Here is a 23,552-nt window from a genome sequence, read left to right as displayed (position 1 = left end):
GTTGTCGCGTCCCTGCATCCATAGCCCTGCGCCGTACGGCGCCCAACGAAAGGCATCCCATGTCACTTGCAACTCAACAATCGCTCGAATCCCATTACGTTATGCATACCTTTGGTCGCTCGCCGGTCGAGTTTATCGAAGGTCACGGTATGAAGCTCACCGGTGACGATGGTCGTGAGTATCTTGACTTTCTCGCTGGCATCGGCGTGTGCAGCCTAGGTCATGGCAACCCGGCTGTGCTCTCGGCGCTCGAGGCTCAGACCAAAAAGCTTCTGCATGTCTCCAATTACTTCTACATCGAGCAGCGTGGACAGGTCGCGGCGCTGCTGTCTAAGCTTGCTAACGACGACGTAGATGGTGCGCGCGTGCTTGCCGATGCCATTGCCGCCGGCGATGAGACCACGGCAGCTGCTCTTGGTGCCCCGGCTGCGGATGAGCAGGTTTGGGAGGCCTTCTTTGCCAACTCTGGCGCCGAGGCCAACGAGGGCTCGATGAAGCTCGCGCGCCTGTACGCCAAGCGTGCCGGTAATGGCGGCAACACCATCGTGTGCATGCGCGGCGGGTTCCACGGCCGTACGCTCGAGACCATTGCCGCCACCATGCAGGATTGGCTGCAGGACAGCTTCCGCCCGCTGCCGGGTGGCTTTGTGGCCTGCACGCCCAACGATGTCGATGAACTGCGTGCGATCTTTAAGCAGCTGGGCAGTGAAATTTGCGCCGTGATGCTCGAGCCGATCCAAGGTGAGAGTGGCGTGCACCCTATGACCGAGGAGTTTATGGCGGCAGCGCGCGACCTGGCACACGAAGTGGGCGCCGTGCTTATCGCCGACGAGGTCCAGTGCGGTATCTTCCGCACGGGTAAGCCGTTTGCGTTCCAGACTTATGGCGTGGAGCCTGACATTATGAGCCTTGCCAAGGGCATTGCTGATGGCGTGCCCATGGGTGCCGTCGTGGCAAAGAAGGAGATTGCCGACGTGTTTAAGCCGGGCGACCACGGCTCGACCTTTGGCGGTAGCTGCTTGGCCGTCGCGGCGTGCGCCGCGACGCTCTCCGCGCTCGTGCGCGGCGATTATGCCGACCATGCTGCCAAGGTAGGCGCCTATATGGAGGCAAAGCTCGCCAAGCTGCCGCACGTGACCGAGGTGCGTGGCCGCGGCTTGATGCTCGGCTGTGATTTGGATGATGCCGCGGGCGACGCGCATGATGTTGTTGCCCGCGCGCTGGCCGCCGGTGCCGTGATTAACGCTACGGGTGCCCATACGCTGCGTTTCCTGCCGCCGCTCGTCTGCGAGGAAGCCGACGTGGACAGTCTGATTGAGATCCTGTCGGGTGTCTTGGGCTAACGCGGTGCAATAACTCAATTTTGACCGGGTTCCGGACTGCGGACGTGTCCTATGCGGCATGATTCAGCGGTCTGGAGCCCGTTTTGCCTTAGATTTGCTAAGGCAGGGAGACCTGCTGGTCAAAAAACATCAAATATGAGTACTGTTACCGATTTGGTAGCAGCAATTTTGGACTAATAAGGCCAGATATCAAGTCGAAATGGCGATGAATGCACGATTTTGATCTAACTGTTAGTCCTTATAATGGACATATGTTGCGTAATTTAAGCAAATACTGTCTTTTTATATGTTGCAAACAAAGTAGCAGTACTCATTTTTGCCATTTTTTGACCACGGCCTTTGTGACAGACGTGCTGGCGGGTTCGAATCCCATGCGCTGGGCCCAAAAAAGAAAGGCTCCCATTGCTGGGAGCCTATCAAATCAGTGGTGGGCGATGAGGGATGTCGCGTGCGGCTTCGCCGCCCGCTTCCGCTTCGGGCCTGCGGCCCTCGCGTGCTGCGCTGGAAAACGCTTACGCGTTTCCTCAGCTCCGCACCCTTGCGGGTTCGAATCCCTCTGCGATGGGCCTGAAAAAGGAAAGGCCCCCATAGCTGGGAGCCTATCAAATCGGTGGTGGGCGATGAGGGATTCGAACCCCCAGCCTTGTGCGTGTAAAGCACCTGCGCTAACCGTTGCGCCAATCGCCCGTGCGGAGAGAGAGTATAGCAAAACAATCGCCTCATTCACCTCATATCCATTAAAGGTAACTGGCGCGTGTCACAGCGGAGCTGATTCAGTTGAGATTGCCTGAACATTCCGCCCCTCTTTACGCCCTCGGGTATACTCAAAAGCTACTGATTCGATTTGATGCCCAGCAACAGCAGAGGGGATAGTATATGTGCGGTTTTGTCGGTTTTGTCGGTGGGACGGATAACCAATCCGAGGTGCTCACCAAGATGATGGACCGCATCGTCCATCGCGGTCCCGACATGGGCGGTCAGTTTATCGACGGCCGCGTTGCCCTCGGCTTCCGCCGCCTGTCGATCCTCGACCTGACCGAGGCTGGCGCCCAACCCATGGCCAACGAGGACGGTAGCGTCGTTATCGTCTTCAACGGCGAGATCTACAACTTCCAAGAACTCCGTTCCGAGCTCGAGGCCAAGGGCTACAAGTTCCACTGCGGCGCCGACACCGAGAGCCTCCTGCACGGCTACGAGGAGTGGGGCGAGGCCGTTCTCGATCGCCTGCGCGGTATGTACGCCTTCGTCATCTGGGACAAAAAGAAGAACAAGCTTTTTGGCGCCCGCGACATCTTTGGCATCAAGCCGCTTTACTACTATCCCATGGCCGATGCGGGCGACGGCGCTCCGGGCGTGCTCTTTGGTTCCGAGATCAAGAGCTTCCTGGATTACCCGCACTTCCACAAGGCGGTCAACAAAAAGGCCCTGCGTCCGTACATGACGCTGCAGTATTCGGCAACCGAGGAGACCTTCTTCGAGGGTGTCTACAAGCTGCCGCCGGCGCACTACTTTACCGTCGATATCCCGACCGGCAAGATGAACATCGAGCGCTACTGGGATTGCGATTACTCTGCCGTCGAGAAGCCGTTCGAGGAGTACGTCGATGAGCTGGACGAGGTCGTGCACGAGAGCGTCGAGGCCCATCGCATCGCCGACGTCAAGGTCGCGTCGTTCCTCTCCGGTGGCGTCGACTCCAGCTACATCGCCGCTTGCCTCATGCCCGACAAGACCTTCTCGGTGGGCTTTGACTACAAGAACTTCAACGAGACCAACTACGCCAAGGAACTTTCCGATAAGCTTGGTGTCGAAAACGTTCGCAAGATGATTACCGCCGACGAGTTCTTCGGTGCGCTCGAGGACATCCAGTATCACATGGACGAGCCGCAGTCCAACCTGTCTTCCGTGCCGCTGTGGTTCTTGGCCGAGATGGCCCGCAAGGACGTCACCGTTGTGCTTTCGGGCGAAGGCGCCGACGAACTCTTTGGCGGCTACGCCTACTACGAGGACACGGTCCCGGTGCGCAAGTACAAAAAGATGGTGCCGCTGCCCATCCGTCGCGCGCTCGGTAACCTGGCGCTGCATATGCCGTACTTCAAGGGACATAACTTCCTGGTCAAGGGTGCCGAGATCCCCGAGAAGTCGTTCCTGGGACAGGCTCTGGTATGGCCGGAGCGCGAGGTCGACGGCGTGCTCAAGCCCGAGTACAACACCGGCGATGGCGCCTTCGAGCTTGCCGCTCCCATCTATGCGCGCGTGAAGGGTCAGCCCGAGCTGGTCAAGAAGCAGTACCTGGACATGAACATGTGGCTCCCGGGCGACATTCTGCTCAAGGCCGACAAGATGTGCATGGCGCACTCGCTGGAGCTGCGCGTGCCCTTCTTGGACCGCAAAGTCATGGAGTTCGCCGAGCACATTCCCGACCGCTACCGCATCAACGAGAACGGCAACAAACAGGTACTCCGCCACGCTGCCAACAAGTCGTTGCCCGATGAGTGGGCCACCCGTCCCAAGGTGGGCTTCCCGGTGCCGATTGTCTACTGGCTGCGTGAGCAAAAGTGGTACGACTATGTCAAGGAGTACTTCACCGCGCCGTGGGCAAGCGAGTTCTTCGATACCGACGAGCTCATGCACCTGCTCGATCTGCACTTTGCGGGCAAGGGCGATTTCCAGCGCAAGATCTATACGCCGCTCGTGTTCCTGGTGTGGTACAAGCGCTTCTTTATCGACGAGGACCAGCCCGCTGTTCAGGCTGCCTAGCCTCGGCTTACGAACGCCTGCGCGTAACGGCTCCTCCGGGAGCCGTTTTTGCGTGGGTGCGTTTCAGTTACTATAAAAACCGTCCCTGCCAAATGGCTGAGAAAGGTGAAAGATGCACCATTCGGATTCCGCGACCGTGACCACGGTCGATACGCTTGCCAAGCTTCTCGATGTGTGCGGCGAGCTGCGCGCATCAGAGCAGGTTGACGAGCGTGCCGTGACCGGCTGCTCGTTTGATTCGCGCGCGGTCTCGGCAGGTGACGTGTTCTTTTGCAAAGGCGCTGCCTTTAAGCCCGCGTTTTTGAGCATGGCGCTCGATGCTGGCGCCGTCGCATTTGTGTGCGAGGAGTCGCTGGTCGAGTCTCTGGAGCCGCTGGCGAAGGAGAGCGGTGCTGCGATGCTGGTTGTTGATAGCGTCCGCACGGCCATGGCCCTGCTGCCGCCGGAGGTCTACGACCGTCCCGACCACGACGTCAAGATCGTGGGCATCACCGGCACCAAGGGAAAGACCACGGCCGCTTTTATGCTCCAGTCCATCATCAAGGCGGCGGGCGAGTCCTGCGGCATGATCGGCTCGGTGAGTACCGACGATGGTATCGAGTGCTACGAGAGCACCAATACTACGCCCGAGGCCCCCGAGGTCTGGCGCCATATCGCCAACTGCCGCACGTCCGGTCGCCAGTCCATGGTCATGGAGGTCTCGAGCCAGGCGCTCAAGTACCAACGCGTCGAGAATCTGCCGTTTGACGTGGCGTGCTTTCTCAACATCGGCCGCGACCACATCTCGCCGATCGAACACCCCACGTTTGAGGATTATTTTGAGAGCAAACTCAGGATCTTTGACCAGGCAAAGACCGCCGTGGTGAATCTGGGCACCGAAGAGGTTGACCGTGTGCTGGGGGCAGCGTCGACGGCCGAGCGCTTGGTGACCGTTGGCGTTGAGCATCCCGAGGCAAGCCTGTGGGCGAGCGATGTCCGCATGCTCGGCTTTAACATCGAGTTTAACCTGCATGGCCTGTGTGCCGACGAGTCCGAGGCGGGGGAGAAGGTCCTGCTGGGTATCGCGGGAGACTTTAACGTGGAGAACGCGCTGGTCGCTATCGCCGCTGCGCGCGAGATCGGCATCGGTATCGATGCCATCAAGAAGGGCCTCTCCAAACTGCGTGTGCCGGGCCGTATGGAGGTCGTGGAGTCGAAGGACGGCCGCGTGATCTGCGTCGTTGACTATGCGCACAACCAGCTTTCGTTCCGTTCGCTTTTCTCGTCGGTCAAGCGCGCGTTTCCCGCCAGCCCCGTCATTGCGCTGTTTGGCGCCGCCGGCGGCAAGGCTCAGGAGCGCCGCGAGCAATTGCCACGCGAGGCCGCACCATATTCCGACCTGATGATCTTTACGAACGAGGATCCAGCTCACGAGGACCCGATGAAGGTCTGTCGCGAGCTTGCCGAACATGTTCCCGACGATACGCCGAACAAGATCATCCTCGATCGCGAAGCCGCTGTGCATGCGGCGTTCAAGGCGGCGCGCGAGGAGTACGTCAACCCCGATGCTCCCACCATTGTCTTGCTGCTGGCAAAGGGTGACGAGGAGCTCATGCACGTGGGCGACGAATTCGTGCCCATCGAGAGCGACCTTTCGCTGGCCAATCGCCTGATCGATGTTACCCAGTTTGACTAATGAACCATGATGGCGGCGGCGCCCTGAGTACGCTGTCGCCATAAGCGTGTTCCCTCAATCAAAACATGCCGTCCAAGTCCAAACCCTTCTACGTAAACGGAGTGACCATGTCCCACAATACCCTGCCGACCGTCGCTGAGCTTTCGGGCGAGATGCGCGAGCGTCTCGCCAAGGTTAAGTACGTCTTTACCGACCTGGACGCCACCATGCTCGCGCCCGGCTCGTGCGTGCTGCGCGACAACGACGGCAACCCCTCGACCAAACTCGTCGAGGCCGTCGTGGCGCTCGCTCGCGCTGGTATTCAGGTGGTTCCCACCTCGGGCCGCAACCGTACCATGATCCACGAGGACGCGCGCGTGCTCGGCCTCAACTCCTACATTGGTGAGATGGGCGGCCTGGTCATGTACGACCTCAAAGCCAACGATTGGGAGTATCTGACCGGCGACATGCCTTACGACCCCGCCTGCGGCCTTACTCCGCACCAGGTGATCGAGCAGACCGGCGTGTGCGAGAAGATCCTTGCTCGCTGGCCGCACAAGATCGAGTACCACAACGACATGTCGACCGGCTACAAATACCGTGAGGTCACCGTCGGCATGCGTGGCGACATTCCCGATGATGAGGCCCAGGCCATTCTCGACGAGGCCGGCTGCGGTCTGGTCTGGGCCTGCAATGGCCACCTGACGCATCTGTCCAAGCCGACGACGCTTGAGCTCGATCGCGTCGAGGACGGTCGCGCCTTTAACATCAACCCGGCGGGTCTCGACAAGGGCGTGGCGGTCGCGCGCTTCTGCGAGCACCTAGGGATCGAGCGCGAGGAGACGCTCGCGCTCGGTGATTCCGAGTCCGATTTCTACATGGCCGACCACGTGGGCACGTTCTGCCTGGTCGAGAACGGTCTGACCAGCGCCGGCGCGCCCGAGTTCCTGGACGCCTGCGACAACGCCTTTGTCACCCGCGGCAAGATTGTCGACGGCTGGGTGGCAACGGCTGAGCTGCTTGTTGCGGCCCGTTCATAGCGCGACGCATCACGCGTGGCCGCATTTTTCGAGAGAGAATCTGGTGAGGTAATGTCCGATATCGAGAATCTGGCCGGGGACACGCGCCCCATCGGCGTGTTCGACTCGGGCCTGGGCGGCCTGACGGTCGCACGGGCAATTGCCACGGCGCTTCCGCACGAGTCTGTTTACTACTTTGGCGATACTAAGCGCTGCCCTTACGGCACTCGCACCGAGGATGAGGTGCGCTCGTTTGCGCTGCAGGCGGGGCGCTGGCTTTCGAGGCACGACGTCAAGATTATGGTCATCGCCTGCAACACGGCAACGGCCGCGGCGTTGCGTCTGGCCCAGCAGGTGCTCGACGTTCCTGTGATCGGCGTGATCGCGCCGGGCGCGCGTGCGGCCATCAACAGCACCCGCACGCGCCGCGTGGGCGTGCTTGCCACTAACCTCACCATCCGTTCGGGTGCCTACACGCGCGCCATCCAAGACCTGGATGCCGGCGTGGACGTGTACGGCTGCCCTGCCTCGAGTTTTGTCGAGGTCGTCGAGCACGAGCTCGCGTCGGGTGCGCACCTGCAGGAGCAGTGGCTCGAGAACGAGGATATCTTTGATACGCCTGCCGTGCGCGCGCTGGTCGGCGCCACGGTCGAGCCGCTGCACGATCGCGGCATCGATACCGTGGTGCTTGGATGCACGCATTTTCCGCTGCTGGTGGGGCCCATTCGCCATGCACTGGGGTCCGGGGTGCGCGTGGTGAGTTCTGCCGAGGAAACCACCCGCGAGCTGACCGATATCCTCACGCGCCGCGAGCAGCTGGCGGGCGACGCCGCCGAGCCGCAGCATCGTTTTGCCACGACGGCCGATAACATTGCTGAGTTTGCGGTGGCGGGCAGCTTTATCTTTGGACAGCCGCTCAAGAGCATAGAACATATCGATATCGATGAGCTGAAATAGATGTAAGGCCACCGACCAAAGGCTCACTTTCACCTTTTGCCGAAAGGATATTTCTATGGAGTACATGCAGGTCAACCGCGCCAACGGCCGCGCCGCCGATGAGCTGCGCCCCGTTAAGCTCACCCGTGGCGTCATGAAGCACGCCCGCGGCTCGTGTTTGGCCGAGTTCGGCGACACGCGCGTGCTGTGCGCCGCTACTATCGAGGAGGGCGTGCCGGGCTGGCGCAAGGGCGCCAAGGCCGGTTGGGTAACGGCGGAGTACGCCATGCTACCGGCATCGACCGGCAAGCGCTGCAAGCGCGAGCACGCCAACCGCAAAGGCCGCTCCATGGAGATCGAGCGCCTCATTGGCCGTAGCCTGCGTACCGTCGTCAACATGAAGGCGCTCGGCGAGTACACCGTCACCGTCGACTGCGACGTGATCCAGGCCGATGGTGGTACACGTACGGCAAGCATTACCGGCGCCTGGGTGGCGCTGCACGACGCCCTCGCCATGTGGGTCGAGGCAGGCAAGATCGAGCGCATCCCGCTTACCGGCCAGGTGGCTGCCATCTCCATGGGCGTTGTCGACGGCAATACGCTGCTTGACCTCGATTATTCCGAGGACAGCCATGCCGAGGTCGACATGAACCTCGTCGCCACCGACACCGGTGAGATGATCGAGCTCCAGGGCACCGGCGAGCAGGCGCCCTTCGACCGCAAACGCCTCAACGCCCTGCTCGACCTGGGCGACAAGGGTATCGCCGAGCTCATCGAGCTCCAGCGCCAAGCCCTCGCCTAACCTGCCAAAAAGGGACAGGTTTATTTTGGTAGGTTTTATCTGCGGAGACGTCTAGACACAAGACTGCCGTTGATTGAGAGGGGAGAGGCTAAGGTCCTCGCCGTCCTCAACACGGCATTGCTATAGAGACAAGGAGACCACTCATGGCACTTGAGAAGATCGACATCGACACCCTCGACCCGGCGGCGACCATCGTCGTGGCAACCGGAAACGCTCATAAGCTCACCGAGATCGAGGCCATTTTGGGCAAGGTCATGCCCGAGGTGCGCTTTGTGGCGCTCGGCCAGCTGGGCGATTTTGAGGACCCCGAGGAAAACGGCATGACGTTTTTGGAGAACGCCATCATCAAGGCGCAGGCTGCCGTCGAAGAGACGGGGCTCATGGCCATTGCCGACGATTCGGGCCTGGTCGTTGACGCGCTGGACGGTGAGCCCGGTGTGTATAGCGCGCGCTACGCGGGCGTTCACGGCGACGATGCCGCCAACAATGCCAAGCTGCTCGTTAACCTGGAAGGCGTGGCTGACGAGGACCGCACCGCGCGCTTTATGAGCGTCGTTGCGCTTATCGACACGGACGGTTTGGTCACCTATGGTGAGGGCGCCTGCGAGGGCGTTATCGCACACGAGGGCCGCGGCGATCACGGCTTTGGCTACGACCCGCTGTTCCTGCCGGTCGACACGCCGGGCAAGACCATGGCTGAGCTGACGGCGGACGAGAAGAACGCCATCAGTCATCGTTTCCACGCGCTTGAGCATCTGTCCGCCAAACTGACGGGCGAGGAGTAGGCTGTGCGTGCGGTGGTTCAGCGCGTGCTCAACGCCGGCGTGACGGTCGACGGCGAGTGCGTGGGCAAAATTGGGCGCGGCTATCTGGTGCTGCTGGGCGTGGGCCACGGCGACACGCGCGCCGAGGCCGATAAGCTGTGGGGCAAGCTCCGGGGCTTGCGCATTAACGAGGACGAGAACGGCAAGACCAACCTGGCACTTGCCGATGTCGACGGCGAGGTGCTCGTGGTGTCGCAGTTCACGCTGTTCGCCGATTGCCGTCACGGCCGCCGCCCATCGTTTACCGATGCAGGCGCCCCCGATGTCGCCAACGAGCTTTACGAGTACTTTTTGACGCTCGTTGCCCAAGATGTCGAGCACGTGGCACATGGCATCTTTGGCGCCGACATGAAGGTCGACCTGGTCAACGATGGCCCGTTCACCATCGTCCTGGACACGGACAACCTTTAGGTTACTCGGTTTTACCAAACCGCGTAACAACTGGTCATGCGAGGTTGTCGTCTGGTACGTATTTGGGACGGGGCTTATTTAGCTACTTGCGTGTGGTGGCAGCAGGGTGCTATAGTATTAGAGTTTTGTCTATCTTAGGGGTATTATCCCCTTTTTGAATTGCACCTTCTGGAGGCCCTGTTCATGGAAGAGATGGAAGTCAATCACGTCGACGACATCCACGAGAAGCTGACCGATATGGTGGGCGATCGCGTCAAGGTTAAGGCCAACATGGGCCGCACCCGCGTCGTCGAGCGCATGGGCACCATCAAGAGCGTCCACCCCGCCGTCTTTATCGTCGAGGTTGACGAGCGTCGCGGCCGCAAGTCGCGTCAGTCTTATCAGTATATCGATGTCCTCACCGGTCAGGTTGAGCTGTTCGACCCCGAGAGCGGCGAGCATATCTTTACCCCGCTCGGCAATCAGCTCGAGGAGCATTAACGGTGACCGATCGGTCCCTGACTCTTTCCGCGCCGGCAAAGATTAACCTCTACCTAGGGGTTCATACCGAGCGCGATGACCGCGGCTACCACAGGGTCGATTCCCTGATGGCAGCTATCGGTCTTTCCGATACCGTGACGGTCACGCCGGCACAGGCGCTGACCGTCCAGACGGTTCCGGCATCAGATTTTCCCATGCAAAAGAATACGGCGTATCGGGCTGCGGTTGCTATGGCCGAGCATTATGGTCGCGAGGCAAACATCTACGTGACGATTGAGAAGCACATTCCATTGTGCGCCGGCTTGGGCGGCCCCTCGACGGATGCGGCCGCGGTCATTGTCGCCTTGGCGGAGCTCTGGGGAATTGACCGCACCGATTCCGCGCTCGACGATATTGCGCGGGGCATTGGTGCTGACGTCCCGTTCTTTTTGCACGCGAGCCCTGCGTTCTACGTGGGTGGGGGAGACGTGCTGGCAACCGAGTACCCCGTGCTGCCCGCGACACCCGTCGTGCTGGTCAAGCCGCGGGAGGCGAGCGTTTCGACAATTGAAGCCTATCGACGTTTTGACGAGGCCCCGGTGCCTGCGGACAAGCCCGGCGCGATGGCTTCTGCCTTGCGTGCTGGTGATGCCGAGACGGCATATGCGCTCATCCATAACAACCTGGGTGTCATTTCCGCACAGATGGAGCCGCAGATTCAAACGGTTCTCGATTGGCTGCATAAACAGGACGGCGCCGTTGCTGTAGATGTGTGCGGATCGGGCGCCTGCTCGTTTGCCATGTGCGACACCGCCGCCACGGCCGAAAGGCTTGCCGGCGCTGCCCAGCAAAATGGCTGGTGGGCCTGCGCAACGGAGCTCATTTCCAACACGGTTCAGATCGACGCGCCAAAGAAATAAAAAATTATCTAGCACGTGGCGGAAATCTTTGTTACTATAGTCGAGCTAACGGGTTGTGGCTCAGTTTGGTAGAGCACTGCGTTCGGGACGCAGGGGTCGCTGGTTCAAATCCAGTCAACCCGACCAGAGCATGAGGAGGGACCGCTTCTTGCGGTCCCTTTTTTTAGCTATTGTTGTGATACCGCGATACCCGCGGTATACTCATTCGAGCTTGTCTCGCTGTATTGTGGAGGTCTACATGTTTGGACTGAGGGCTCCTGAGCTCATCATTATTCTCGTCGTTGTCCTGATCATCTTCGGGCCTAAGAACCTGCCGAAGCTCGGCAAGTCCCTCGGCTCTACCGTCAAGAATATCCGCGAGGGTATGGAGGGCGACGATAAGGCCGAGACCAAGCAGGCCGAGGAGGTCGTGGTCGAGCAGTCCGAGGAGGACAAGGAGATCGCTGAGCTCGAGGCCAAGCTCGCTGCTGCCAAGAAGAAGCAGGCAGAGGACAGCGACGCGGACGCAGAGTAGTCCCATCCCTTTGGGGTGAGCACCTGACCGGCTTGCCCGCAGGCTAGCCGGTCTTTTTCGTTTTGTTGACAGTTGATTGTTTGATCAGAGTTGGGGAGATATCCGTATGGACGCAAGCCAGATCGTACTGACCGCTGAGGGTCGCCAGAAGCTCGTCGAGGAGCTCGCTTGGCGTGAGGGCGATTACGCCAAGGAGATCGTCGAGGACATCAAAGAAGCCCGCGCGTTCGGCGACCTTTCGGAGAACTCCGAGTACGATGCCGCCAAGGACAAGCAGGCCCAGAACGCCGCTCGTATTGCCGAGATCCAGGCCATCCTCGCCAACGCTCAGGTTGCTGCCACCACGGGCGATCTGACCGTCTCCATCGGTTCCACCGTTTCTCTGATTGATCCCAACGGTGAGGTCATGGAAGTCACGCTCGTCGGTACCACCGAGACCAACTCGCTCGAGCACAAGATTTCCAACGAGTCTCCGGTTGGCCATGCCATCATCGGTCACGGCGAGGGCGACTCCGTCGAGGTCGTTACGCCTTCCGGCAAGACTCGCGTCTACACCATCGCCAAGATCGCACGCTAGACCACGGTCCCGCGTAAAGGTATGTTTTCGCTCCCTGGGACCGAATCCTGGGGAGCGTTTTAATTTGAGGAGCTAACTTATGGCAGAGAACCAGAACGCCGCCGATCAGGCATCGACGCTCAACGACGAGCGCGCCACCCGCCTGGCCAAGCGCGCCGCCCTGTTCGAGGCGGGCCAGAACCCTTATCCCGAGCACTCTGAGCTTGAGGACTACGTCGCCGATATCGAGGCTAAGTACGCCGGGCTTGCCGATGGCGAGGACACCGAGGACGTCGTGAAGATCGCCGGCCGCGTGGTCGCCAAGCGCGGTCAGGGCAAGATCATGTTCATCGTCGTGCGCGATGCGACTGCCGAGATTCAGCTGTTCTGTCGCATCAACGACATGGACGAGGCTACCTGGAATACGCTCAAGGCCCTCGACCTAGGTGACATCCTGGGCGTGACCGGCGTGGTCGTGCGCACTCAGCGCGGCCAGCTTTCCGTTGCCCCAAAGAGCGCGACCCTGCTTTCCAAGGCCGTTCGCCCGCTGCCCGAGAAGTTCCACGGTCTTTCCGACAAGGAGACCCGCTATCGTCAGCGCTATGTTGACCTGATCGCCAACGACGACGTTCGCGAGACCTTCCGCAAGCGCTCACAGATTCTCTCCACCTTCCGCCGCTTTATGGAAGCCGACGGCTACATGGAGGTCGAGACCCCGATCCTGCAGACCATCCAGGGCGGCGCCACGGCTAAGCCGTTCATTACCCACTTCAACGCGCTCGATCAGGAGTGCTACCTGCGTATTGCCACCGAGCTCCACCTCAAGCGCTGCATCGTCGGTGGTTTTGAGCGCGTGTTCGAGATCGGCCGCATCTTCCGTAACGAGGGCATGGACCTTACCCACAACCCCGAGTTCACCACGATGGAGGCCTACCGTGCCTTCTCAGACCTCGAGGGCATGAAGGCGCTCGCCCAGGGTGTCATTAAGGCGGCTAACAAGGCCATCGGCAACCCCGAGGTCATCGAGTACCAGGGCCAGACCATCGACCTTTCTGGTGAGTGGGCCAGCCGTCCCATGACCGACATCGTCTCCGACGTGCTCGGCAAGCAGGTCACCATCGACACGCCGGTCGAGGAGCTTGCTGCCGCCGCGCGCGAGAAGGGCCTGGAGATCAAGCCCGAGTGGACTGCCGGCAAGATTATCGCCGAGATCTACGATGAGCTGGGCGAGGACACCATCGTCAACCCGACCTTCGTGTGCGATTACCCCATCGAGGTCAGCCCGCTCGCTAAGCGTTTTGAGGACGACCCGCGTTTGACTCACCGCTTTGAGCTGGTCATCGCCGGCCACGAGTACGCCAACGCATTCTCCGAGCTCAACGACCCGGTCGACCAGGCTGAGCGCTTTGCTGCCCAGATGGCCGAGAAGGCCGGCGGCGACGATGAGGCTATGGAGTATGACGAGGACTACGTGCGCGCCCTCGAGTACGGTATGCCTCCCGCGGGCGGCATCGGCATCGGTATCGACCGCGTGGTCATGCTGCTTACCAACCAGGCTTCCATCCGCGACGTGCTGCTGTTCCCGCACATGAAGCCCGAGAAGGGTTTCCAGTCCGGTGCCGCTGCTGCCAAGGCTGCCGAGGCCGGCAACGCCGCGAGCCCGTTTGTCAAGCCGCTCAAGCCCACGGTTGATTATTCCAAGATTGCCGTTGAGCCGCTGTTTGAGGAGTTCGTCGACTTTGATACCTTCTCCAAGAGCGACTTCCGCGCCGTGAAGGTCAAGGCATGCGAGGCCGTCAAGAAGTCCAAGAAGCTGCTGAACTTTACGCTCGACGACGGCACCGGCACCGACCGTACCATCCTCTCCGGCATTCATGGCTACTATGAGCCCGAGGACCTGGTCGGTAAGACGCTGCTCGCCATCACCAATCTGCCTCCGCGCAAGATGATGGGCATCCCCAGCTGCGGCATGCTCATCAGTGCCATCCACGAGGAGGAGGGCGAGGAGCGCCTCAACCTGATCCAGCTCGACGCCTCCATCCCCGCCGGCGCAAAGATGTATTAAGAGTTACGCGGTTCTACGAACCGCGTAATCAGTTGACGCTACGCGCCACCCAGGGCGACAATTTGTCATTCAAAAGGCAAGGCATGACCAGAAGGTCTATGCCTTGCCTTTTTCATGCCAACTTGTTCGTCCTGGACGTCGCTCGCTGTTGGTCCCATTACATTGGCGTTGCCATTGTTGTTGAGTAGTCGTTGGGGACGTTCTTAAACGACTGGTTATTTAAGAACGTCCAACGACTACAACGCACGAGAGTGGATAATCTCCCACTTTTGGCGCGTATGCGGACTTAAAACGGGAGATTATCCACTCTCGTGGAATGGGTGTCCGATAATCCACGCTCGTTGGGCCGATGCGGGCGCATCTGCCGTCCTGCGCGAATGACTCGGCATCTTCATAAACCCAACGCTTACGAAGCGCATGCGTTTCGTGCTAGGCTGGTTCCACCACATAAGTAGTCGCAGACGCACGTAACACGGGCGGGCGAGATGAAGTCCCAACAGCTCCATCTCGCCCGCCCGTTTTTGTTGGCGGCGCCGCGACGCAACACAGAGAGGAATCTGCCCTTTATGCCTATCAACAAACGAGAGAGCTTGCTGTTCACCTTTATCATGTGCTTTTGCATGGCGCTCTGGATGAGCATCTACAACGTTGCCCTGCAGAATGGGGCCATCAACGGCGAGGTTGTTGCCGCCGCGTGGCTCGGCTTCCCCGTTGCCTACATTTTTACCATGTGCTGCGACTGGTTTGTTGCCAGCCCCCTTGCCAAGGGTTTCGCCTTTAAATTCCTGGTCACGCCAGGCAAGAGCTCGCCGCTTGCCATGACGCTCGCCGTTAGCTCCTGCATGGTCGTTCCTATGGTCATCATCATGTCGCTCTACGGTGCGTGTGAGGGCCTGTTCCACATGCCCGGCGGCCCGCTCGCCAACCTGCAGATGCTGCCGATGATGTGGCTCATCAACATCCCGCGCAACTTTGTCATGGCCCTGCCTTGGAATCTGCTGGTGGCCGGCCCGGTTGCTCGCTATGTCTTCCGTCGAGCCTTCCCCATGGGCACGGTTTTTGAGGAGCAGCATATGGAGCTCGTGCGTATGCCGGGCGCTCCCGCTGCCGATGCAGTCAATGACGTTGCCGAGAGCATGGACGTTGAGCCCGTCTGCTAGACAGCAGCGCAAAACCAAACCGCCAAGCGGACCAGAGCGATTCCTTTTTTGTAGACGTTGTCGCGCGGCTACGGGTGGGAAAGGTCCCAACGGTTAACATATACTCCATATGGGTAAAGAGACCAAAGCGCCGCCACGAGTGGCGCTTTGCGTTTGAAAAACTAGCTCGTCTAAGAGGAACTAGCATGTTAGACCGTTTTACCGATCGCGCGCGCAAGGTCATGTCCATGGCCAAGCAGGAGGCGCTCGATCTTCATTCAAATAAGGTGGGTACCGAGCATCTGCTGCTCGCGCTTGCCAAGGAGGACGAGGGCATTGCCGCCGAGGCACTGCGCTCGCTCGATATCTCCTACGATGACATCATGGATACCCTCAAAGAGGTCCAGACCACGGTTCCCGAGCCCAGCGAGGAGACCGAGGCTGCCAAGCTCGCCTTTACGCCGCTCGTCATCAGCGTGATGGAGCGTTCATTCCGCGTGGCGCGTGAGAACAACCAGACCTACGTGTCGACCGAGCACTTGCTGATCGGCATCGTCGAAGAGGGCAACGGCATGGCCATGGACATCCTCATGCGCCTGGGCGTGTCGTCTGCTTCCATCAAGAAGGCCATCGAGAAGCTTACCGCCAAGGACCAGGACAAGAAGCGCCCGCTCGCTGGCGCCGGTGCCGGGCGTCCCGGTGCGGGTCTGCCGTTCTTTAGCGGCTCGGACGCCTCACAGCAAAAGGGGAGCGGCACCGACACGCTCAAGCAGTTCGCCACCAACCTCACACAGAAGGCGCGCGACGGCAAGCTCGATCCGGTGATTGGTCGCGAAAAAGAAGTCCAGCGCATGATGGAGATCCTTTCGCGCCGCACCAAGAACAACCCGCTTATCCTGGGCGACCCCGGCGTGGGCAAGACGGCCATCGTCGAGGGCCTGGCACAGCAGATCGCCGCCGGTAACGTGCCCGAGAACCTTATGAACCAGAACATCTGGACGCTCGACCTGCCGGGCCTTGTTGCGGGTGCTAAATATCGCGGTGAGTTTGAGGAGCGCCTCAAGAACGTGATCCAGGAGGCGACCGAAGCCGACGACGTCATCCTGTTTATCGACGAGATGCACACCATCATCGGTGCCGGCTCCGCCGAGGGCTCCATCGACGCGAGCTCCATGCTCAAGCCCGTGCTTGCGCGCGGTGCCTTCCAGATTATCGGCGCCACCACGGCCGAGGAATTCCGCAAGTACCTCACCAAGGACCCGGCCTTCGAGCGTCGCTTCCAGACTATCGATGTCGAGGAGCCGAGCGTTGAGGACACGGTTAAGATTCTGACCGCGCTCAAGCCGCGCTACGAGGAGCACCACCATGTGCGCTATACGCAGGGTGCTATCGAGGCCGCCGCGAACCTTTCCAACCGCTACATCCAGGATCGCTTCCTGCCCGATAAGGCCATCGACCTCATCGACGAGGCCGGTGCCCGCGCTCGCATCGCCGCGAATCGCGCGCCCGAGCCGGTGCGCGAGGCCGAGCATCGCATCGAGGAGCTCAAGGCTGCCGCACAGGAGGCCACGGAGAGCGACGACATGAACAAGGCCGCCGAGATCACCGAGCAGCAGAAGGCTGCCGAGATTGAACTCGCCGAGGCCAAGGCTGCCTGGACCGCCGAGCTCGACGCCAGCCCGCTCACCATCGACGTGAGTCAGATTGCCGACATTGTGTCCGTGACTTCGGGCGTACCGGTTTCCTCGCTCACCGAGAGCGAGAGCCGTCGCCTGCTGCAGACCGAAAGCGTGCTCAAGACTCGCATCATCGGCCAGGATGAGGCAGTCGAGGCCGTCGCCAAGGCAGTGCGCCGCAGCCGTTCGCCGCTCAAGGACCCGCGTCGCCCCGGCGGCAGCTTTATCTTCCTGGGTCCCACCGGCACGGGCAAGACCGAGCTCGCCAAGACGCTCGCCGAGTACCTCTTTGGCAGCAAGGACGCGCTCATCAGCTTTGACATGTCGGAGTTCGGTAGCGAGTTCGAGGTCTCCAAGCTCATCGGTAGCCCTCCGGGTTACGTGGGCCATGACGAGGGCGGCCAGCTCACCAAGGCCGTGCGCCGTCACCCGTACTCGGTTGTGCTGTTCGACGAGATCGAGAAGGCGCACCCCGACATCTTCAACATTCTGTTGCAGGTGCTGGAGGAGGGTCGTCTGACCGATAGCCAGGGCAAGACGGTCGACTTCCGCAACACGGTGATCATCATGACGTCCAACGTGGGCGCCCGCGAGATCGCACAGGATGCGAGCGTTGGCTTTGGCACCACCGGCGAGCAGGGTCTCACGTCGAGTGAGATCAAGGGCCGCGCGATGGGCGAGCTCAAGCGCCTGTTCCGCCCCGAGCTGCTCAACCGTATCGACGACATTGTGGTGTTCCAGAAGCTCTCGGGCGAGAATCTCACCAAGATCGCGCACCTGCTGGTGGACGATCTGCGCCAGCGTCTGATCGCAAACGGCATGAACATCAAGCTCACCGATGCGGCCTACGACAAGATCGTGGCCGAGGGCACTGACCTCACCAACGGCGCACGTCCGCTGCGCCGTGCTATTCAAAAGCTCATCGAGGACCCGCTGTCCGAGGAGCTTCTGGCCGGCGAGTGGGGCGAGGGCGATACCGTCCTGTGCGACGTGGCCGATGGCAAGTTTGTCTTTAGCCACGGCACGGGCGAGATCCCGGCACCGCGTCCGGCGGGCACGCTCGGTGGCGATTCCGCCCCGGCGGCACCGCACATCGGCAACGCCGCGCCTGTGAGCAGTGGCGTGAGCTCGGGCCCCGGCGGCATGATGCAAGCCGGTTCCGGCGCGCTGTAGGGGTTAACATAGCTTTGCGAAGGGGCACTCCTGTCGGGGCGCCCCTTTTTTATGAGTAAATGGTGCTATACTCGAAATATAAATATGTATAGCAGAAGGAGCTAGTATGCCTATATCGGTACTCGACTCACGGCCGGTCCAGATGAATGTGCGCATGGATCGCCAACTCAAAGAGGCTGGGGACGCCGTGCTGGCGCATATCGGCATGACGCCGTCTCAAGCGGTGCGGACACTTTGGGAATATCTGGTCGTCAACGGATGCATGCCCTCGAGATCGGGGGTTGTGGCACCGAGCTCTAACGTGCCAGCGACTGCGTCGGTGGAATCAAGGGTTACGCAGGGCAGCCACATCGTGCGCGATGCGTGCCTCAAATACGGCATCCCTGTTCCCGACCTCTCGGGTGACTACGATGACCTCTATGAGGAAGCAATGGCGGAGCGCTATCCCGAGTGGGTGGAGCTATGAGTGCAGACGGCATTCTCAAGTTGCTCATCGACACCAACGTATGGATGGATTACTTTTCTGGAAGGTCGGACCGGACAGCGGATGTCGCCCGTCTATTCGAGATTGCCGATGTCTCGGAGCAGATTGCCCTGTTTGCCTCGTCTCTTTCGGTCAAAGATGTCTCGTATCTTGTCTCGGCGGCGATTAAGAGGGAGTGCCGAAGGAAGAATGGTTCGCTGAGCGATAACGCCATTGCGGCGGCGGACGAAACGGCCTGGGCATGCGTTCGGCAGATGCGCGAGCTCGCCCTCATCGCGCCGGTCGGTGCAGACGAGGTCTTCGACTCCTTTGTGTTCAAGTATCATCACAACGACTTCGAGGACGACCTGATGCTGGGCGTCGCCAATCGCATTGATGCCGATTACGTCGTGACGGAGGACAAGAATCTTATTAAACATACCAATGGTGTATGCATTAACGTTCAACAGGCGTTGAGGCTGGTTGAAGGGTCCAACGTCCCTTCGGCACGGCCCGTCTAACCTGCTTTATCTTGATAAAGTGGCGTTTCCTCGCCGTTAGCCGATGATGCGAGGGCGCTCGGCGTTTTCGACTGGTTTATGCACGCAAAGTCTGGGAATATACAAGTCGCATGTCTTACTGTCTAACCAGTTGCGCCAAGGAGGCACCATGGACTACAAGATTACCGGCTACGAGCCCGCCCAGCTGTTCCATTTCTTTGAGGAGGTCAGCGCGATCCCCCGTGGGTCTGGCAACGAGAAGGGCATCAGCGATTTCCTGGTCGCGTTTGCCAAGGAGCGCGGTCTCGATGTGTATCAGGACGAGGTCTACAACGTCATCATTCGCAAGCCCGCATCTGCCGGCGCCGAGAATGCCCCGACCGTGATGCTGCAGGGCCACATCGATATGGTGTGCGACAAGCTGGGCTCCGTTGAGCACGACTTTACGACTGATGGTATCGACCTGGTCGTCAAGGACGGCGTCCTCACCGCTAACGGCACCACTCTGGGCGCCGACAACGGTATTGCCGTCGCTCTGATGCTCACTGTTCTCAATGACGATTCGATCGTTCACCCCGCCCTCGAGTGCGTATTCACCACCGACGAGGAGACTGGCCTGGTCGGCGCCGAGACGCTCGACAAGTCCCAGATTAGCGCCCGCACCATGATTAACCTTGACTCCGAGGAAGAGGGCGTTGCTACCGTCAGCTGCGCCGGCGGTGTCGTCGTTACCTACACCTGCCCGATCGTGCGCGAGCACAAGACCGGTAGCACCCTCACGCTCGACATCTCCGGCCTGCTGGGCGGCCACTCCGGCAGCGATATCCACCTGGAGCGCGGCAACGGCAACCTCATCATGGCCCGCATCATCGACCGCCTGATGGTTGCCGGCGAGCCTGCCATCGTTAGCTTTAACGGCGGCACCAAGGACAACGCCATCAACCGTGAGTGCAAGGCTGTTCTGGTCTATGCCGACCACGCTGCCGCCGAGACCTCGGCCCAGATCGCCCGTGGCATCATCGCCGACGTTACCGCCGAGCTCGAGGTCTTCGACCCCGGCTTTACCTGCACTGTCGAGATCGCCGACGACGCTGAGGTCGAGGCCATGGACGAGAAGTCCGCGCTTGCCCTCATCCGCGCCCTGCGCCTTGCCCCTAACGGCGTGATTCGCCGCAACGTCGCCACCGACGGCTCCGTCGAGGTTTCCTCCAATATCGGTGTGGTTGCCACTTCTGACGACGAGGTCAAGATCATGCTGTCTCCGCGCTCCTCGATCACCTCGTTGCAAAACGAGTTTAAGGATCGTCTGCAGACGCTCGCCGATATCCTGGGCTTCGACGCCAAGTTCGAGTTCGAGTATCCCGGCTGGAGCTATGCCGAGCATTCGCCGGTCCGCGACGTCTTTGTCGAGAGCTATCGCGAGCTCTTTGGCTCCGAGCTGCGCATCGAGTCCATTCATGCCGGCCTTGAGTGCGGCCTGTTTGCCGAGGCCCTGCACGGCCTGGACGCCATCGCCGTGGGCCCGACGCTCTCCGATGTCCACACCCCGGACGAGAGCATGGAGCTCGCTTCTGCCGAGCGCTTCTACGAGCTGCTCATCGACGTGCTCAAGCGCCTCGCCGCGTAAAGGTTGCGCTAGCAGCAGTCCGAGCCACGTGCTAGCGGATTGCAAATGACATTACGAGAGGGGGTACCCGGTCTTTTGCGACAGGTGTCCCCTCTCTTCTTTTAAGAAATGGGAAATTGATTGGCGTCTAGCCCATATCCGCCCTGATGAGGTCGAGGGTTCGCTGGCAGTTTTCGCGGACGGGGCCGAGCATATGCTCGCGCAGGTCCGCCATGCCGGGCAGGTCGGCGTATTCGTCCATGACCTCTTCCATGCAAATGGGTACCTCGTAGGCGAGGTCCATCATGGTCGCAAAGCAAAACTTCTCAGATAGCCCGGCATCGGTGAGCGCCGTCTCCAGCGCGGGGTCGCCCATACCGTGGTATCGGCGGATAGCACCTGGACCGATGCGCCCCACACGATTTTCGCCGCCAACGCTCATAGCAAGGCGTGCCCGACGTCGCATGCTCTCATACGCCAAGCCCGATGCGACATCGTACATGGGTGCGAGCGCCGCGTTTGTGCCTTTGCCAAGGACGAGCGAGTAGTTTTTAGCGTGTGCGTCAGGCGCTCCGATAATGGCGTTATAGAACAACATATAGGTAAAAAGCACAAGATTCATGTGGTGGGGGACTGTTTTAATCAGTCGTTCTTGGATGTCTCGTGTGGTTGGTCCTCCGTCGGCGGTGTATTTCTGGCTTGGCAATACACCGAGCGCCTGGCAAAAGTCCTCCTGATGCAGCCTTTCGATATTTCCGCTGCTATTGACCATTCTGTCGTACCGTTCAACGACGAGCGCGGCTTCGTCTTCAAATGTGCAATAGGAGACGTCGGCAGTTGGAATGCCAACACGCCGAGCCGTTTTCATGCAGACGAATTCGTTTAAGGCCTGATGTTTGAACCCAACGACACCATTTTTGAAGATATGGGTAGTGGGGGATGACCCTAGACATTCGCACCATTGGCCATCATGCCAAGCTAGTGCAAATTTGCCTTGATTGCCGCCCAGGGACCAGCTTTCGTTGGAGCCCATCCATGTCTCTCTTTCGTCATCGCGAATTGCTTTGAGCTTATGAGCGATTTGAGAATTGGTAAGCGGGCGGTATGCGGAGACCCTGCCACGGACGGCGTCTAATTGATCGGTTCGACAAAACTGAACGGCCCCCGCGCAGTCAAGACCGATATGGCACAAGAGGGCGACGGGGTTGTTGGATGCAACGTCATGCTCGGCGGCAATAGCGCGACGCTGCTCTTGACTGTCGGGCAAAAGGCCAAATAGGAACGGGCGGACGATGTTATGGCCATACGTGCGATTGGAAAGCGGCATTGTTAGCGATAGCGGTGCTCCGCGATAGGTTGGGGCGTATACAAAGCTGCAGAGTCCATGCTCGTCTTGCCGGAGAGTGCCTGCGATTTCGCCACAAATGAGGGTCGCAAGCTCCATCTCTGCCATTTATTTCACAACCTTACAGCCAAAGGAGAGGTCTGAAGTGTCGGAAAGGCCTTGCTCGGCTGCGATTTGGGCCAGCAAGGCACCATAGGAAGATGGCGTTCCTTGTCGGGCGGGTCGTCTGCCTACACTTGGCTTGGGCAGGGCATTCGAGTTCGCGATAGGGAGGTCCGCTATCGTCGTCGGATGTTTAAAGGGTGATGCGATTGGGTCGTTATCGCTTTGCACAAAGAGACTTATGCCGAGTGCGTTAAAGACGGTCAGCAGCTTGTCGAGTCGAATGCCAGTGGCGTCGCCCAGCTCGAGCGATGCGAGCAGGCGCTCCGAAACACCGGCCTTTTTGGCGAGGGCGGCACGGGTGAGACCCTGAGCCTCGCGTGCCTGGCGCACGTAGATGCCAGCTTGGCGCGGTGTGGTGATGGGAAAGGTATCCACGGCGATCTCCTAACGTGCAGACTTTTGCATATCAGTATGACAAGCAAAAGTCTGCATGAAAAGGCCTCATGCAAAACTCTGCATGAGGCTTTGTGCTGGCGTTGAGTTTTGAGCGATTGTGTTTGGCGCTACAGCGCCAAAATCCCCAGATGCTCAAGCAAGATCTTAAGCCCGATGAGGATGAGCACGACGCCACCCACGATGGTGGCAGGCTTTTCGTAACGCGCGCCAAAGGTGTGGCCGATCGCCACGCCGGCGATGGAGAAGATAAAGGTCGTGATGCCGATGAGCGACACGGCGGGCACGATGTCGACCGAGAGCGCGGCAAATGAGATGCCCACGGCTAGGGCGTCGATTGAGGTAGCGATGGCGAGGATCAGGTACTCGCCAAGGTCAATCTTTTCGGCATCCTTGCCGTCGCCTTCATCCTCGTCCTCGGTAAATGCCTCCCACAGCATTTTGCCGCCAATGAAGGCGAGCAGGATAAAGGCGATCCAGTGGTCGATGGGGCCGATGATGCCCATGAATTGACTGCCAAGCGCCCATCCGATTACGGGCATGCCGGCCTGAAAACCGCCAAAGAAAAGGCCGAGCACCACGGCGACCTTAAGGTTGATCTTTTTCATGCCGAGACCCTTGCAGATGGATACGGCAAAGGCGTCCATCGAAAGGCCAACGGCGAGCAACACGAGCTCTGCGAGTCCCATAGTCTGGCTCCATCTCTGCGGGCGAGCCCGATTACGCGACTACTCCCTCATTTATATGAGACCCAATGCTACCACATGAGCAGTCAAAGGAGCCCCGTCCCAAATGAGCTACCTAAGCTGTGTTCGCTCATTCTGTAAGCATC

The 23,552-nt window shown here is 59.9% G+C and carries 21 protein-coding genes and 2 tRNA genes; 19 read left to right on the top strand and 4 right to left on the bottom strand.

Features of this window, described 5'->3' with window-relative positions:
• The first annotated feature begins 59 nt into the window (after window positions 1-59).
• Window positions 60-1,343, top strand: coding sequence for an aminotransferase class III-fold pyridoxal phosphate-dependent enzyme (locus DW029_RS02375; RefSeq protein WP_118345164.1), 1,284 nt, complete (start codon window positions 60-62; stop codon window positions 1,341-1,343).
• Window positions 1,344-1,954: 611 nt separating this feature from the next.
• Here the strand turns inward: DW029_RS02375 and DW029_RS02370 are convergent.
• Window positions 1,955-2,030: transfer RNA gene (locus tag DW029_RS02370), tRNA-Val, on the bottom strand.
• A gap of 189 nt (window positions 2,031-2,219) precedes the next feature.
• Here DW029_RS02370 and asnB point away from each other — a divergent pair.
• From asnB to DW029_RS02280, 18 genes are all read left to right on the top strand, one after another.
• The gene (asnB, locus tag DW029_RS02365; protein ID WP_117563808.1) at window positions 2,220-4,100 is read left to right on the top strand and encodes an asparagine synthase (glutamine-hydrolyzing); all 1,881 of its coding nucleotides are present in this window, start codon (window positions 2,220-2,222) and stop codon (window positions 4,098-4,100) included.
• Window positions 4,101-4,212: 112 nt separating this feature from the next.
• Window positions 4,213-5,775 (top strand): Mur ligase family protein, encoded by a 1,563-nt coding sequence (locus tag DW029_RS02360; protein WP_118345163.1) that lies wholly within the window; start codon window positions 4,213-4,215, stop codon window positions 5,773-5,775.
• A gap of 107 nt (window positions 5,776-5,882) precedes the next feature.
• Window positions 5,883-6,794, top strand: coding sequence for an HAD family hydrolase (locus DW029_RS02355; RefSeq protein ID WP_117763501.1), 912 nt, complete (start codon window positions 5,883-5,885; stop codon window positions 6,792-6,794).
• A gap of 51 nt (window positions 6,795-6,845) precedes the next feature.
• Window positions 6,846-7,730, top strand: a complete 885-nt coding sequence (gene murI, locus DW029_RS02350) for a glutamate racemase (protein ID WP_117743105.1) — start codon at window positions 6,846-6,848, stop codon at window positions 7,728-7,730.
• Between the two features lie 55 nt (window positions 7,731-7,785).
• Window positions 7,786-8,511, top strand: coding sequence for a ribonuclease PH (gene rph / locus DW029_RS02345; RefSeq protein WP_117743104.1), 726 nt, complete (start codon window positions 7,786-7,788; stop codon window positions 8,509-8,511).
• Window positions 8,512-8,654: 143 nt separating this feature from the next.
• On the top strand, window positions 8,655-9,296 hold the full coding sequence (rdgB, locus tag DW029_RS02340; RefSeq protein ID WP_117743103.1) for an RdgB/HAM1 family non-canonical purine NTP pyrophosphatase: 642 nt from the start codon (window positions 8,655-8,657) through the stop codon (window positions 9,294-9,296).
• Window positions 9,297-9,299: 3 nt separating this feature from the next.
• Window positions 9,300-9,746, top strand: coding sequence for a D-aminoacyl-tRNA deacylase (dtd, locus tag DW029_RS02335; protein WP_117734288.1), 447 nt, complete (start codon window positions 9,300-9,302; stop codon window positions 9,744-9,746).
• Between the two features lie 183 nt (window positions 9,747-9,929).
• Window positions 9,930-10,226 (top strand): Veg family protein, encoded by a 297-nt coding sequence (locus tag DW029_RS02330; RefSeq protein ID WP_006234957.1) that lies wholly within the window; start codon window positions 9,930-9,932, stop codon window positions 10,224-10,226.
• Window positions 10,227-10,228: 2 nt separating this feature from the next.
• Window positions 10,229-11,125, top strand: a complete 897-nt coding sequence (ispE, locus tag DW029_RS02325; protein WP_233539367.1) for a 4-(cytidine 5'-diphospho)-2-C-methyl-D-erythritol kinase — start codon at window positions 10,229-10,231, stop codon at window positions 11,123-11,125.
• 49 nt (window positions 11,126-11,174) lie between these two features.
• A tRNA-Pro gene (locus DW029_RS02320) sits at window positions 11,175-11,251 on the top strand.
• A gap of 112 nt (window positions 11,252-11,363) precedes the next feature.
• Complete coding sequence (tatA, locus tag DW029_RS02315; protein WP_022094895.1) at window positions 11,364-11,639, top strand: twin-arginine translocase TatA/TatE family subunit; 276 nt, start codon at window positions 11,364-11,366, stop codon at window positions 11,637-11,639.
• Between the two features lie 106 nt (window positions 11,640-11,745).
• Window positions 11,746-12,216 carry a transcription elongation factor GreA gene (gene greA, locus DW029_RS02310; protein ID WP_006234960.1) on the top strand — a complete coding sequence of 157 codons (471 nt, stop codon included), beginning with the start codon at window positions 11,746-11,748 and terminating at the stop codon, window positions 12,214-12,216.
• Between the two features lie 79 nt (window positions 12,217-12,295).
• Window positions 12,296-14,260, top strand: a complete 1,965-nt coding sequence (gene lysS / locus DW029_RS02305; protein WP_117743102.1) for a lysine--tRNA ligase — start codon at window positions 12,296-12,298, stop codon at window positions 14,258-14,260.
• A 566-nt stretch (window positions 14,261-14,826) separates the two neighbouring features.
• A complete protein-coding gene (locus DW029_RS02300; RefSeq protein WP_117743101.1) occupies window positions 14,827-15,420 on the top strand; it encodes a DUF2798 domain-containing protein in 594 nt (197 codons plus the stop codon).
• Between the two features lie 185 nt (window positions 15,421-15,605).
• Window positions 15,606-18,248, top strand: a complete 2,643-nt coding sequence (locus DW029_RS02295; RefSeq protein ID WP_117794203.1) for an ATP-dependent Clp protease ATP-binding subunit — start codon at window positions 15,606-15,608, stop codon at window positions 18,246-18,248.
• A 106-nt stretch (window positions 18,249-18,354) separates the two neighbouring features.
• On the top strand, window positions 18,355-18,714 hold the full coding sequence (locus DW029_RS02290) for a type II toxin-antitoxin system RelB/DinJ family antitoxin (protein WP_118345162.1): 360 nt from the start codon (window positions 18,355-18,357) through the stop codon (window positions 18,712-18,714).
• On the top strand, window positions 18,711-19,232 hold the full coding sequence (locus DW029_RS02285) for a PIN domain-containing protein (RefSeq protein ID WP_117794201.1): 522 nt from the start codon (window positions 18,711-18,713) through the stop codon (window positions 19,230-19,232). Before DW029_RS02290 ends, DW029_RS02285 begins: the two co-directional genes overlap by 4 nt.
• Before the next feature lie 148 nt (window positions 19,233-19,380).
• Entirely contained in the window at window positions 19,381-20,838 is a 1,458-nt protein-coding gene (locus DW029_RS02280; protein WP_118345161.1) for an aminoacyl-histidine dipeptidase, read from the top strand.
• A gap of 127 nt (window positions 20,839-20,965) precedes the next feature.
• Here DW029_RS02280 and DW029_RS02275 read toward each other — a convergent pair whose 3' ends face one another.
• From DW029_RS02275 to DW029_RS02265, 3 genes are all read right to left on the bottom strand, one after another.
• Complete coding sequence (locus tag DW029_RS02275; RefSeq protein ID WP_118345160.1) at window positions 20,966-22,270, bottom strand: type II toxin-antitoxin system HipA family toxin; 1,305 nt, start codon at window positions 22,268-22,270, stop codon at window positions 20,966-20,968.
• Complete coding sequence (locus tag DW029_RS02270) at window positions 22,271-22,702, bottom strand: helix-turn-helix domain-containing protein (RefSeq protein WP_158553132.1); 432 nt, start codon at window positions 22,700-22,702, stop codon at window positions 22,271-22,273. It abuts the gene before it with no gap.
• Between the two features lie 128 nt (window positions 22,703-22,830).
• Window positions 22,831-23,409: a manganese efflux pump MntP family protein gene (locus tag DW029_RS02265; protein ID WP_118345159.1), complete on the bottom strand. Its 579-nt coding sequence runs from the start codon at window positions 23,407-23,409 to the stop codon at window positions 22,831-22,833.
• Window positions 23,410-23,552 lie beyond the last annotated feature (143 nt).

It is taken from the genome of Collinsella sp. AF38-3AC, assembly GCF_003474365.1.
Taxonomy (GTDB): domain Bacteria; phylum Actinomycetota; class Coriobacteriia; order Coriobacteriales; family Coriobacteriaceae; genus Collinsella.
Note: the sequence above shows the minus strand (reverse complement) of the source record. Positions and strands in the feature narration are given on the sequence as shown.